This is a genomic window from Halomonas sp. H33-56 (genome assembly GCF_040147035.1).
GTDB classification, from domain to species: domain Bacteria; phylum Pseudomonadota; class Gammaproteobacteria; order Pseudomonadales; family Halomonadaceae; genus Halomonas; species Halomonas litopenaei.
This window is the reverse complement of sequence record NZ_JAMSHP010000001.1, coordinates 1,543,543-1,557,529: the sequence shown is the minus strand read 5'-3', so window position 1 is coordinate 1,557,529 and position 13,987 is coordinate 1,543,543. Positions and strand designations below refer to the sequence as shown.

5 protein-coding genes and 1 rRNA gene (1 of these 6 cut by a window edge) are annotated in these 13,987 nt (G+C 63.6%); all 6 read right to left on the bottom strand.

The features are described from left to right. Positions 1-231: 231 nt before the first annotated feature. Positions 232-1,769: ribosomal RNA gene (locus NFH98_RS06765) — 16S ribosomal RNA — on the bottom strand. 704 nt (positions 1,770-2,473) lie between these two features. Next, a complete protein-coding gene (locus tag NFH98_RS06760) occupies positions 2,474-3,232 on the bottom strand; it encodes an efflux RND transporter periplasmic adaptor subunit (RefSeq protein ID WP_052704557.1) in 759 nt (252 codons plus the stop codon). A gap of 153 nt (positions 3,233-3,385) precedes the next feature. Further along, positions 3,386-5,335, bottom strand: a complete 1,950-nt coding sequence (locus tag NFH98_RS06755) for a preprotein translocase subunit SecA (protein ID WP_349622379.1) — start codon at positions 5,333-5,335, stop codon at positions 3,386-3,388. 4 nt (positions 5,336-5,339) lie between these two features. Further along, positions 5,340-7,502 (bottom strand): peptidase M50, encoded by a 2,163-nt coding sequence (locus NFH98_RS06750; protein WP_349622378.1) that lies wholly within the window; start codon positions 7,500-7,502, stop codon positions 5,340-5,342. A gap of 3 nt (positions 7,503-7,505) precedes the next feature. Beyond that, positions 7,506-9,392: an efflux RND transporter periplasmic adaptor subunit gene (locus NFH98_RS06745; RefSeq protein ID WP_349622377.1), complete on the bottom strand. Its 1,887-nt coding sequence runs from the start codon at positions 9,390-9,392 to the stop codon at positions 7,506-7,508. Positions 9,393-9,435: 43 nt separating this feature from the next. After that, positions 9,436-13,987, bottom strand: the end of a protein-coding gene (locus NFH98_RS06740) for an LEPR-XLL domain-containing protein (RefSeq protein ID WP_349622376.1). 24,590 nt of this gene lie beyond the right edge of the window; only the last 4,552 of its 29,142 coding nucleotides appear in the window; the start codon falls outside the window, past its right edge — the gene reads right to left on this strand; the stop codon is at positions 9,436-9,438.

Sequence of the window (13,987 nt, the reverse complement as noted above, 5' to 3'; positions counted from 1 at the left end):
CAAAGGGTCTGTCAATCGATGATGTCACGACAATTGCCGGATACGCTTGAAACGTATCTTACTTTGTCAGCATGATATACATTGTTAAAGAGCATTAGAGCACAAAACTCTAAGCTGGCGGCTTGTAGCTTGCTAATGAAGCACAAACGTCCAACTTAAAGTTCCGTTAACCGCTCTATCGATCAGGTAATTCATTGTGAGCACTTACCGACAGTCAGATGACGTGTCGTTTAAGGAGGTGATCCAGCCGCAGGTTCCCCTACGGCTACCTTGTTACGACTTCACCCCAGTCATGAACCACACCGTGGTGATCGCCCTCCGAAGTTAGGCTAACCACTTCTGGTGCAGTCCACTCCCATGGTGTGACGGGCGGTGTGTACAAGGCCCGGGAACGTATTCACCGTGACATTCTGATTCACGATTACTAGCGATTCCGACTTCACGGAGTCGAGTTGCAGACTCCGATCCGGACTGAGACCGGCTTTATGGGATTAGCTCCACCTCGCGGATTCGCAACCCATTGTACCGGCCATTGTAGCACGTGTGTAGCCCTACCCGTAAGGGCCATGATGACTTGACGTCGTCCCCACCTTCCTCCGGTTTGTCACCGGCAGTCTCCCTAGAGTTCCCGACCGAATCGCTGGCAAATAGGGACAAGGGTTGCGCTCGTTACGGGACTTAACCCAACATTTCACAACACGAGCTGACGACAGCCATGCAGCACCTGTCTGAGAGCTCCCGAAGGCACCAATCCATCTCTGGAAAGTTCTCTCGATGTCAAGGGTAGGTAAGGTTCTTCGCGTTGCATCGAATTAAACCACATGCTCCACCGCTTGTGCGGGCCCCCGTCAATTCATTTGAGTTTTAACCTTGCGGCCGTACTCCCCAGGCGGTCGACTTATCGCGTTAACTGCGCCACAAAGCTCTCAAGGAGCCCAACGGCTAGTCGACATCGTTTACGGCGTGGACTACCAGGGTATCTAATCCTGTTTGCTACCCACGCTTTCGCACCTCAGCGTCAGTGTCAGTCCAGAAGGCCGCCTTCGCCACTGGTATTCCTCCCGATCTCTACGCATTTCACCGCTACACCGGGAATTCTACCTTCCTCTCCTGCACTCTAGCCTGACAGTTCCGGATGCCGTTCCCAGGTTGAGCCCGGGGCTTTCACAACCGGCTTATCAAGCCGCCTACGCGCGCTTTACGCCCAGTAATTCCGATTAACGCTCGCACCCTCCGTATTACCGCGGCTGCTGGCACGGAGTTAGCCGGTGCTTCTTCTGTGAGTGATGTCCTCCCTCGAGGGTATTAACCTCAAGGCTTTCTTCCTCACTGAAAGTGCTTTACAACCCGAAGGCCTTCTTCACACACGCGGCATGGCTGGATCAGGCTTTCGCCCATTGTCCAATATTCCCCACTGCTGCCTCCCGTAGGAGTTCGGGCCGTGTCTCAGTCCCGATGTGGCTGATCATCCTCTCAGACCAGCTACGGATCGCAGCCTTGGTGAGCCGTTACCTCACCAACTAGCTAATCCGACATAGGCTCATCCGATAGCGCAAGGTCCGAAGATCCCCTGCTTTCCCCCGTAGGGCGTATGCGGTATTAGCCTGGGTTTCCCCAGGTTATCCCCCACTACCGGGCAGATTCCTATGCATTACTCACCCGTCCGCCGCTCGACGCCTCCTAGCAAGCTAGGATCGTTTCCGCTCGACTTGCATGTGTTAGGCCTGCCGCCAGCGTTCAATCTGAGCCATGATCAAACTCTTCAGTTTAAAGTCTGATAGTCCGTTAAGCGGACCAAACTTGGCTCAAGGTTCAAACGTCTCGCTTGACGAGTCGCTTGCCTTGATATTTCAGTGACAGTGTCACTGACTCATCGGCAAGCGCCCACATGAATTACCTGATCAAATTATTAAAGAGCGTGCTCTGGGCTCTATAGAAGAGCTTAAAGAGCTTCTCGCTTTGCTGCGCCGCAGCCCGAAGGCTTGTCACAGCGCCCTGCGAGGAAGGCGTATTCTACAGAATCGAAGCGCCTCGTCAAGGCTTTCTTTTTCGCCGTGCAAGCGATGCCTGCAGGACCCAAGAGAAAGCGAAGCGAGCCTGACGCGCATCCTGCGATGCCGTCCTGGCGACTCCGATCGAGTGGCGAGCATTTTACCGATTTCTCGTTGCCCGTCAAGTGGGGAATTTTTCGAAGACTTGAAAAAGCCTTTTCAAAACAATCACTTTTACCACCCTTCACCGCCTGTGACGTTTGCTCGTCGCCGGCAGCGGATGCGTACTTTACGGATCGAGGCCGGCCTTGGCAAGCACTTCGTGTAAAAAAATTTCACGCCACCGTCATCTGCATGACATCCCCGACAAGGCGACGAGGAAGGCGCCAAGAAACTGCAGCAAACCGCCGGGGCTTTCTCTGCTTACCCGGCCTCTGCTTACCCGGCTCGTCATGGAGCATCCACTGACGTATCGAATCGGCCTAGGCGTCGCCACCTTCCACGATGCCGCCGAGCTCACAGGCGATCCCTGCCGGAATCTGCTCATCTGGGTTGGCAAGCCGCATGGCCAAGGCGAAGGTCCCGCTCGAAGCGTCGATCACCGGGTCCACATGGATGACCTCCGCTGAATAGCGTTGCCCCACCGGGCTCGATAGCGTTACCTCGATGACATCTCCTGCAGCGATTCTTCCGTAAGCGGCCAGCGGCAAAGCGGCCTCGATGCGTAGCGGATCGAGCTGAACCAGTTCAAGCACCGGCGTGGCGTCAACGAATTCACCCTCCTCCGCCAGGCGTTCGCTCACCCACCCATCGAAGGGAGCCCGCGTCGTGAGCTGTTGCAGACGTGCATTGGCGAGATTGACCTGCAGGCGGGCCAGGCGAAGCTCGGTATCGATCTCGTCACGTTCGCTCTCGCTGAGCATATTGCGCTCGATCATTCGCTGGTTTCGCTGCATGCGTCGTGACGCATAGGCGGCGCGAGAACGCTCCAGTTCGACACTGGCGGATTCGACATCCCGCATCAGCGAAAACAGCGGATCGCCAGCCGCCACCCGCACGCCCGCTTGTACGTCGATTCGCTCGATGACGCCCGGCACCTGGCTCGACAGAGCAGCCTGGCGACCTGGCTCCACCAGGCAGCTTATTTCACCAAATCCCGGTTCTTGCAGGTCCGTGTCCTGCGCCAGTGCCGGCGCGGCGATGCATCCCAGGGCGACGATCAGTGATCTCGCTGCTTTCATGCGCACTTCCTTTCCATGACGGAGACAAGGGTTAAACAACGATCGGCTATCAGCGCAGACCATGGCCATACAGATCTGCCAGTGGGAAAAACCATAGAGCGGATGAAAGGAATGAACGCGCCTCTTTCCGCGCCATGCCACTTCCGCGCCACGCTACTCCCCTCTTCCGCTGAAACCCAGTTGGTCATCTTCACGCCAGTCGGCTTCGAGCAAACGTGCCCGCTCCCGGGCGTGGCGACGCTCCCTCGTCTGCTGCGCACGGCGCAGTCGTGTGGCAAGCCTTCCAAGACGGCGTTGCCAGCCATCCAGTTCCGTCAGCAATTCATCCTCTTCGGACAGCACCCACTCGACGCTGCCCGGATCACCCTGGCGAGCGCAGCGCCCCATGATCTGACGATCTATCCGCGCAGCGTCGTGATGGCCCGCCAGGATCACGTGCAGGCCGCCCGCACCACGAGTCACCGGATCAAGCGGAATATCGGTCCCGCGTCCTGCCATGCTGGTGGCAAGGGTGACCGCCCCTGGCGCCCCGGCTGCGGCGACGACCGCCGCTTCGTCGGCGTCCTGGCGAGCGCTCAGTACTCGGTGTGCAATGTCGTTGGCCTTGAGTCTCGCCGAAAGCGCTTCGGCATCAGCGAGGCTGACGGTGGTCACCAGCACAGCACGCCCTTGCGTGACGAGAGAAGGGAGACGTTGGCAGATCCATTCCCACTTGGCCGCCTTCGTGTCGCAACGCATCACCTTGCCGAGACGCCGCCAGCCAGGCCGATGGGGGGGCACCGTCACCACCCTCTGACGGTAAGTCGTCCAGAGTTCGCGCCGCACCTCCCTGGCCGTACCGGTCATACCCGACAGGTGGCGATAGCGGCGAAAGAAACGCTGGTAGGTCAGACGCGCCAGGGTAATGTTGGGATCGGTGGGCTCGCACCCTTCGCGGCGCTCGATCATCTGCTGCAGCCCCTTTTCCCAGCGCCGATCCTCCATCACCCGGCCGGTGTGCTCGTCAATGATCAGCACCTTGCCATCCCGTACCAGGTAGTGGACGTCACGTTGAAAGTGGTGCTGCGCCAGCAGAGCCTGCTGGATCAACCACTGCTGACGGGAACGTCCCTGCCAGTGTCCGGCCATCGCCTGGCGGGACAGTCGTTCGACCTGCGATTCCAGGTAACGCTTGCCGCTGTCGGTCAACAACAGCTGCCCCTGTTCCCGCACGAAGTGCTCGTCCTCGACAAAGCGCTTCGCCATGGCGATGGCCTCATCGACAAGTGCAATATCCAGTGCACCCTCGCCGGCGGGGCCAGACAGGATCAAGGGAGTCCGCGCCTCGTCCATCAGCACGCTGTCGGCCTCGTCGACGATGGCGAAGTGCAGCCCTCTGAGCAGCAGCCTGTGGCTGGTGAGACGCCCCTGCAGTCGTGCAGCGTGGGCGCTCAAGGGGTGACGCCTGGTGCCCAGCTCCTGGGTGTCCCGCAGGTAGTCGAATACCAGTTCCTTGTTGGTGCAGTAGACCACATCCGCCGAGTAGGCCCTGCGCCTTTCGGCGGGCGTCATGCCGTGGACCACCGAGGCCACCGAGAGACCCAGGCGGGCGTAGACGGGGCCCATCTTGTCGGCGTCCCTTGACGCCAGGTAGTCGTTGACCGTGATGATGTGCACCGGGATGCCGGCCAGGGCGGCGGTAGCAGCCGGCAGAGTGGCCGTCAGGGTCTTGCCCTCGCCGGTCTGCATTTCCGCTACCTGCCCCTTCAGCAGGACCATGCCCCCCAACAGCTGCACGTCGTGGTGTGCCATGCCCAATTCACGTCGTGCCACTTCCCTGACCATGGCGAAGGCACGTGGCCATAGCCACCCAACCACGCCGCGACGGCGCAACGCCTGGCGCAGAAGGCCGGCCTGCGCATCGAGCGCGGTGTCGTCGAGTCGTGACAGCTGCCGCGCATGCCAGTGAATGACGGGAAGGCGGCAACGCAAGACCCATCGTCTGACCGAGGAGGGCCCGCCGAGGCTTGCCCTCAACCCGTGCCAGGCCCGTTCCAGTGCACCAGGTGCTGACACCGGGCGCTCGGCGCGGCTGATGACGTCTGCGGGAACTCGTGTCAGCATCGACTCAGCGCTCGAACAGGCGCAGGAAGGAACGCCGGACCTGCCGCCACATGCGGAATCCAATCGGCTCCGGTGTGTGCTCGATACGCACCTGGACACCTTGGCCCAGGCGCACCCTTGCAGCGCTCTCGATCAGGCCGGTGGCGCTGAAGTCCGCCAGATGATGCCGACGAAAGGCCCTCAGCGGCTCGCCTTCCCCCGACGCCGCCGTGGGGTCCAGGGCGACATCGCCTCCGCCCTTCTGGGTGAGACTCAGGCTTGGCACCTCATGACTGGCGCCAGGGGACAACCGCAGCAGGTGCGAGGCGGCGGCCTCCACATCACCGCCGCTACGCACGCTGACGCTGCGCCGGTCGTCGCGCACGAGTTCCGCCTGGTGGGTCGGCACCAGCGTCCGCACTCGCAAGTCACCGGATTTGACCAGCACCCCGAGGGCCTGGCCGCGGCGAACATGGCTACCCAGGAGGGGCGCCCCTTCGGGCATCATCCAGCGTCCATCGTGGGGGCTCGTCAGCAATGTCGCCGCCGCTCTGCGCCTGGCATCGACCAGCTGACCATCGACCAGGCGTTGAGTCTCCGCCAGCATCGACAGCGCCTGCGGGTCCCGAATGTCGGCCTGCTGCTGCTGCTGGATTTCCCGTGCCCTGGCCTCGAGCAGCCTCACCTCGGCTTCGAGTTCCGGTGCCGCGATACGGGCAATCGGGTCTCCGGTGCGAAGTGGCTGCCCTTGTATCGCCATCAGTTCGACCAGCTCACCGCTGACACCGGACCGCAGGCGCGCGGGCTCGGCAGAATCGATCACCCCCTTTAGGGTGGTGGCGTGAGGCGCGGGCACCAGCAGCAGGCCCGCCAGCAGCAACGCCAGGCCGCCGAGCAACCAGCTCCAGGCGCGAGTGCGAGAACCTTCGAGTTGGCTATCCACGGACATGGCCTTCAACAGCTTGAACAGGGGCAACAGCAGCGTCATGGTCACCGACCACAGCGCCAGCAGGATACCGATGAACAGGTACTGGGTGGCGACGAAGGTGGCGATGACCACCATGATGATCAGTCGGTAGACGAAGGACAGCACTGCATAGGCCACCAGCCACCAGGCCTCCTTGAGCGAACCGGCCTGACCGCTGACATCGCGACGTCCCAGCAGGTAGCGCTTGACCACGTAGGTGAGCTGCTGGTTGGCGCGGGAAAACAGATTCGGAATTTCCAGGTAGTCGGCCAGCACGTAGTAGGCGTCGAAGCGCAGCAGCGGGTTGCCGTTGAACATCAGGGTCGAGACACCGCCGATCAACATGACGTTGAAGGCCAGCGAGCGAACAACGCCAGGCTCGGCCATGGCCCACACCAGCATGGCCGCCGCCGCCAGCCAGAGTTCGACCAGCACCCCGGCGGCCCCGACCAGCATACGCTTGCCCTTGTCCGGGCAGGCCGCAGCGGCGCTGGCGTCGACGTAGGGTACCGGGAAAAAGACCAGCAGCATCACCCCGATCTCGTGGACCTCGCCGCCCGCGTCGCGGGTGGCCCAGGCGTGCCCCAGTTCGTGCAGGGTCTTGATCAACGGGTAGACCAGTGCCATCAGCAACAGATTGTCGACCCCCAGCACCCGATCGGCCAGGTTGTCGCTCAGCTGCGTCCAGTGGATGCCTGCGACCACCAGCGCCAGCACCACGGTCGCCAGCCAGAGCATCGCGCCCAGCGGGCCCAGCAGCGGCCTTACCAGTGGGTAGCTCGCGGCGACGAAGCGCTCCGGATCCAGCAGCGGGATGCGAATGCCCAGCGGCGACTTGATCAGCTGCAGCCACTTGCTGCGACGCTGCCGCGTCTGACGCCGTGACAGTTCCTCGATATTGATGTCTTCGTGCCCCGAAAGCAGATTGGCACGATGCAAGCGACCGATCAGGGTGACCAGTTCCTGCTGTGTCGGCATGGCTTCGCCCAAAGACCGGCTGACCTGATGCCAGATGTCGTCGAGGGTGCGTCGTCCATCGAGTCGCCCGATGATCTGATAGGACTCCGGCGTAAAACGATGCACCTGTCCAGTCAGCGAATCGTGCAGCACGTACCACGGCTCGCCGCGATACTCGTGGCGTGACAAACGCGCATGCCGGCGCAGGCGCAGGCGTAGATCGGCGACTCGGTGCCAGTGCTGGCTGAACAGTGCAGTGGTCATGATTCACCCCCACCAGCGCCACAGCGTCAGCTTGAGCCAGTCTCGCAGCCCGCGGGTCCATATCTCGATCAGCGGACCTTCGCCGACCTCGACCCGCGCAATACCCGACAACCCAGGGCGCAGCAAGCGTTCCACCTGCCGGGGGTCAACCTCGCCGGCGTTCATCTCCAGGCGAGCCTCGACGATAAAGCGGGTCTGACCTTCACCGCTGGTGCTCCGGGGTGTGATCCGCTCGACCACCAGCGGCCAACGCTTGCCGGTCATCGAGGCCAGCACCATCGAGCCATGCTGGGTCGGCGCCAGATCATCGATACGGCCCTCGGGCACGGCCAGGTCCAGGCGAAACCCGTCCAGCGGAGAGACGCGAAACAGCTCCTCGCCCTGCTCGGTCACCGCGCCCAGTCGCTGGGTCAGGTCGCCACTGACCACCACCCCATCGAAGGGCGCGACCAGGGTGGCCCGATTGAGCCTGGACTCGACCAGCGCAACCCGCGCCTCGGCCTGCTCTCGCTGAGCCGCCAGCACGTTGAGCCCGGCGCGATCACCACGCGCGCGGGACTCCTGCTCCTGGCGTGACAGCTTGGCGATTTCGCTCTGCCATTGCAGCCGTTCCAGCAGCAGCTCCCGGGTTTCCATGCTCGCCAGCACCTGCCCGCGCTCGACACGATCACCGGCTCGCACGCTGGTTGCCTCGAGATACCCCCGGAACGGCGCCGAGATAACCCGCTGCACACGACTTTCGACGGTCACCTCCGCCGCCACCTCGTCCACCGTGGTGATCAGGGTGGAGGCGACCAGCAGAGCCACCAGCGCCAGCACCGCCAGCTTGAGCCCGAGATGTCCCGGTCCAAGCAGGCGCCCCAGTTGCTCCCCAGCCGATGCCAGCGCCTTGACCACCAGCGGCCGGTCGTTGCGCCTTTTCTCCTCCAGCGCACGGGTGCATAGCGCCAGCAGACTCTCCAGCGCCTCGATCTCGTCGAGGGTAAAGGGTCGATCGCGTTCCAGGGTCACGGCGCCACGCGCCACCCCATCGTCGAGGCAGGGTACGCTGACCACCGAAGGAACACCGCCTAGGGCGACCAGCTCCTGATGGGCCAGCTGGACACCGCCATCGTGCCGCCCTGCCGCACCTTCCACGGGAGGACAGGCCACGCTGGCCAACTGGTCGAGCGCCTCATCCATCGCCGCCGCCGTGGCCTTCACTCGATTCATCTTGCGATTGAACTGGGCGCTGTGGGAAATCTGCAACACGCGACAACTGGCACCGCGGCGCCAGCCGAGGCTTACGCGTTCGGCACCGAACTGCTCGGCCAGACGGGTCACCAGCTGTGCCGAGGCTGCGGCGAAGGTAGCCTCCGACAGCACGCCGGCCAGCAGGGACAGGCGGTCCCCGAGTACCGCCTGGTGTCGCAGCATGTCTTCTTGCCGCTCACTCATCAGGTCCCGTTCCAGCGCAGCGACACCTTCCTCGAGTCGCTGCATCAGTGGCACCAGGGACTGACGTGCCCGCGCCACACCGTCGTCGGAGGTGTCGCGCAGGCCTGGCGGAATCGCCAGGCTCAGCGCTACCGCGCCTGCCACCTCGCCATCCATGCTCACCGGATAGCCGATGCCCAGGTGCGCCTTATTCAGTTGGCTGACCATGCCACTGGCAACCTCGGCGACTTCACTTGCCAGCGCCAACAGTGCCTCGCCGGCGCCCTCGCCCTCGCTGAGGCCCGGCCACAGCGCCACTGGCTCGATGCCGGATGGCCCACGCCACGCCACCAATCCCTCGACCAGCCGCACCTCATCGACAGCGCCGCTACGCTCACAGTGCCGGGCCAGCCAGTGCTGCATCCGTTCACGCATGGACGCTTCAACGTCGCCCCTTGCCTCGTCTAGCAGCATACCGCTCCCGCTGGCCCGTTCAGGCCCCTCATCAAGGTGTCAATCAAGACGTCTCCTCATCGTCATCCTTGCGCAGCCGACGCCATTGCTCGGCGGCCTGTTCACGTCGAAGCGTCTTTAGTCTATCGGTGTGCTCGGTAGACGACGTCATGGCTCGGGCGACACCCCAGCCAGCGCCGGCCAGCGCCGCTGCCAGGCCACCCAGTGCCGAACTGCCCATAGCACCTTGCTGTTCGGCAGGGACGGACGCATCTGCCTCGCTCGACACCTTGGGCGATACCTCGGTCGACGCCGGTGAGCCTGCCGCCTGTGGCGACTGTTCCAGGATTGCGTCATCGACCGACGGTACCGCCTCGAGCGACTCACTACCCTCCGCAGCGTCTGGCGCCGTTGGCACGCTGCCGGCAGCCGGGGGAGCGGCGAACAGCGGCAAGCCGCTGATCATGCCACCGCGACTGTCATGGTGGGCCGCCCAACCAGCGACAACACCACGTAGATCCTCGAGTCCCTGACTCGGAGCCACCGCTGCCGGGCGGTTGTTCGAGACCATCGCCTCGCCCAGGGCGAACTCGGTGCGATCCATCCAGCTCCAGGCGGCCAGGCGGCCGCCTGGCTCCTGCTCACGGTAGAGGTTCTGCTGCGCACCGCGCACCAGATCCAGCTTGCCCTGAGCCAGGGTCACGATGGAGGTGACACGCTCGACCTCCGGCACGCTCGTCGAACCGGCAGAGGCCACACTCAACCGTACTCGGCCATATTCGCCGATCAGGATGTCGAAGCCGTAGTCACCACCGAAGCCGTCGAAGCCGGCGCCGCCCATCGCCACATCGTGGCCCAGTCCGGTCAGGATGACGTCGTCGCTACCTTCGAAGTTGTCGATGGTCTCGATGGTGATCAGCCCTGGCACGCGAGTCACCCGAGCGAAATCACCCATCAGAATATCGTTACCGGCACCGCCCTCGAGCGTGTCCTGGCCACCACCACCCAGCAGCACATCGCGATCGATGCCGCCAATCAGGTGATTGTCGCTGCGCAGGGCAATATTTCCGGTTTCCGCCAGGCGGTAACGGCCGGTGGTATCACTGAGAATACGGCCGTCATCGGCGATGGCCACGGTCTCGCCGCCGGCGTTGACAAGGGTATCGGCGCCGACACCGCCAATCGCCTGATCCCGGCCCAATCCCAGCAGGATGACGTCATCCCCACCGGTGCCCTGGCGCTGATCGAGGCTCTTCACCTCCTGGCGAACACCATCTTGTGCGGTGATCGACCCATTGTCCCCAATGACCACGTTGTCGCCGCCAAGGGCACTGATGCGTTCACCACCAAACCCGCCGATGATCCAGTCATCACCTCTGCCGGTCGTGATGGTATCTACCCCGCCGATGGCGAAATGAAGGGACGCAAAGGACGTCACCACGCCATTGGCGTCGAACAGTACCTCGGCGTGATCACCCGCTACCTTGTCAGCACCAGCGGCGGAGGTGATGACATCGTCGCCTTCGGCGCCGATCACCAGGTTGCCGCCGCTGCCGACACTGACGCTATCCGCCGCGCCGTGACCGTGCGCCAACGAACGCGCGCTCACCAGATGTCCCGCTGCGTTCCACTCCAGGCGACCGAGGTCGGCAAGCACCGTGCTGGTCTGATCACCCGTGGTGATGACATCGCTGCCCGCACCACCGACGATCTCATTGCGACCGGCATTGACGCCGATGCGATCCTGTCCCGCCACCGCCGATGCGGTACTGGTCATCGTCCTCAACACCGAGGTGTCGTCCCACTGGAGTCGCCCATTGTCACCGATCAACTGGTGACGACTGGTGGCCGAGGCGGCGGTGATCGAAATCCGATCATCGCCAGCGCCGCCGATGGCCGTGACCGAACCGGCATTCACCTCGAGGGTGTCGTCGCCGCCGATGGCAGTCGCACTGGAGGCGGCGCTCAACAACACTCCGCTGGCACTCTGGCGCAGAGAACCGTTATCGCCAAACAGCAGGTGACGGGCGTCGACCGATGCTGCGCTGATCTCGATGGTGTCCGCACCGGCGCCGCCCAGAGCGGTGACCGAACCCGACTCGACAGCCACACGATCGGCGCCGCCGACGTTGGGCGTCAGACTATCGCCGTTGACCAGAACGCCGACGTCGGTCCAGCTCAGGGTGCCGCGATCGGCCAGCACCACATGGCGCGCCCCGTCGCCAGCCTTGACGATCTCGATCAGGTCACTGCCCACCCCGCCGATGACCACGGAGTGGCCACCGCTCAAGCGAATGCTGTCGTCACCGCCGCGGGTATTCAGCATAGCCGCCGTCTCGCTGGCGTCAGTATCGGACGCCAGGCGGGAGGTCGCACTGACCAGGACACCCGCGGCGTTCCACTCAAGCAGACCATGGTCACCGATCGCCACGCTGGCACTGCGCTCAGGCGAGGCGACGGTCACGCTGTCATTGCCACCGGTGCTGAGGCTGTCACTGCCTTCTCCGCCGATCAGGACGTTGCGACCATCACCACCGTCAAGACGATCCGCTGCCCCATTGGCGCTTGGCAGCGTGACCAGTTCACGCACCTGGGTGCCCACCACGTCCAGCCGGGCGTAGTCGCCCACCAGCAGGTCATCACCGCTGCGACCGCCGCTGGTCAAACTGCCACCGTAAAGCACGTCAGTCCCGCCCCCCCCCAGCAGCAAGTCATTGCCGTCGCCGCCGAACAGTCGGTCGCCTCCGTCGTGGATACTGTCCTTGAGCACCAGCGTGGCACCACTGGACAGATCGTTCACCACCTTCAAGGCAACCTTGGCGTTGTCACCGATCAGCCAGTCGGAAGCGCCGCCTCCACTCAGGACGTCGTTACCACTGCCACCGATCAACAGGTTGTCGCCGCCGCTGACGCTCAAGCTGTCATCGCCGCCCGACGCCATGTCGACGCCTTCCACCGCGATCACCCGCTGACTATCGAGCAGTCGCAGGCCTGCCTCTCCGGGGCGAGCCTCCAGCTGGATCACGCCGTGGTCCCCCAGCAGGATGTCGTTGCCTGCCCCAGTACTCAGCACGTCATCACCGGCTGTGAGGCTATCTCCGGTCGGATGGGCAATCGCTGCGGCGCTGGCATGCACCGTCATCACCGTATCGGCCTGGCTGAGGCGTCGGGAAACGTCCACGTCGATGCCACCATCACCGAACAGATGGTTGTTACCGCCCTTTTCATCACTCAGACGGTCATCGCCGGATCCACCAAACAGCTGGTCATTACCGAGGCCGCCAATCAGCGTATCCGCGCCGGCGCCTCCCACCAGCACCACGCCACCGATGGCCTGGCTGGCGTCCAGCAGGTTATCACCGGCCTCCAGGAACGGCTGAGCCAGCAGCGTCGGCCGGCCACCGACGGCGCTGTAGCGCTCGCCACTGCGAGAGGTATCGCCGAACACCACCAGCGGCATCTGCCACTGATAGCCACCGCTCACCCGGATGTGGTCATCACCGCCGCCACCGTGAACCACACTGAGCGGCATTTCACGAATGACACGGCCACTGCTGGCACTCACCACTCCGTCGAGCACCAGCGCCCCGGCGCTGGTGATGTCGCGAATCAACAGACGCTGTTCGCCGACCAGTACGCTGTCACCAGCGCGGAAGCCATCGGCGTACCAGCTGCCGGCACTACGATTCAGCTGGGAAACACCCGCCACCGTCTGTGCCTGCCAGTCGCCGTCGAAGGCCACCGGATCGGCATCGATGGCAAGCTGATCATTGCCTGCGCCCAGCAGCGCCTCGAAGACCTCGACACCGTGGAAATGAACCCCTCGCTCGGTATCGATGGTACCGCCCACACCGTTGTCCTGGGACAGCATGCCTTCACCCATGCCGAGCCCGCCGATCCGCTCGGCACCGATGACACCGGACAGGTCGGCCACGCTGGCATCCACGTGCAGCACCAGGCTGTCGCTATCCTCATGCGCGGTGCCGGAGGTCTCGGCGGCCAGCGCGCTGACACCTTCAGAAGGCAGCATCAGCGGCACAGACGGCACCGGCGTATCGGCGACAGTGCCCCCTTCGACGATCAGCGGTCCCTGAATGTCGGACAGACGCCGTTCGGTGACAAACTGCATGCCCGCCTCGACCGGAGCCCGATATCGGGTCTCCGCCACCACCTCGACGGCCACCTTGTCGGCCCAGTTGCTGGCGTCGAACACCACCGCAGGGGTGGTGACGGAGGTCAGCGTCAGGCTGTCACCGACCCAGCCTCCCAGGGTATCGTCGGACATCAGGTGCAGCCTTCCCTGGGCATCGATGTGGTTGATCCGCAGACGCCCGGCAATGCTCGATCCCGAGCCATCTTCCAGGCTCAGGTAGCGCCCGGTCTGGGCCCCCAACGATGCCCAGTCACCACCTTCCAGGACCAGAATCGCCCCGGCTCCCTGCGCGGCCAGCACCGTCACGCTGCGCTCACCGTCGAACAGGGTATCCAGTACGATGCGCCCACCCAGGGGGAACTCGGTCTGGCCATCGCTATTGAGGTGGACCCTGACCTCAGCGCTCGGCGCCTTGGTCAGCCTCAGGGTGTAGCTGTCGCTGCCGCCCAGGGTCGAGACTCGG

What these genes read in the sequence shown, in the direction of transcription:
- NFH98_RS06745 (WP_349622377.1), bottom strand. Translation starts at nt 9,392, where the DNA reads ATGCTGCTAGACGAGGCAAGGGGCGACGTTGAAGCGTCCATGCGTGAA.
- NFH98_RS06750 (WP_349622378.1), bottom strand. Translation starts at nt 7,502, where the DNA reads ATGACCACTGCACTGTTCAGCCAGCACTGGCACCGAGTCGCCGATCTA.
- NFH98_RS06760 (WP_052704557.1), bottom strand. Translation starts at nt 3,232, where the DNA reads ATGAAAGCAGCGAGATCACTGATCGTCGCCCTGGGATGCATCGCCGCG.
- NFH98_RS06755 (WP_349622379.1), bottom strand. Translation starts at nt 5,335, where the DNA reads ATGCTGACACGAGTTCCCGCAGACGTCATCAGCCGCGCCGAGCGCCCG.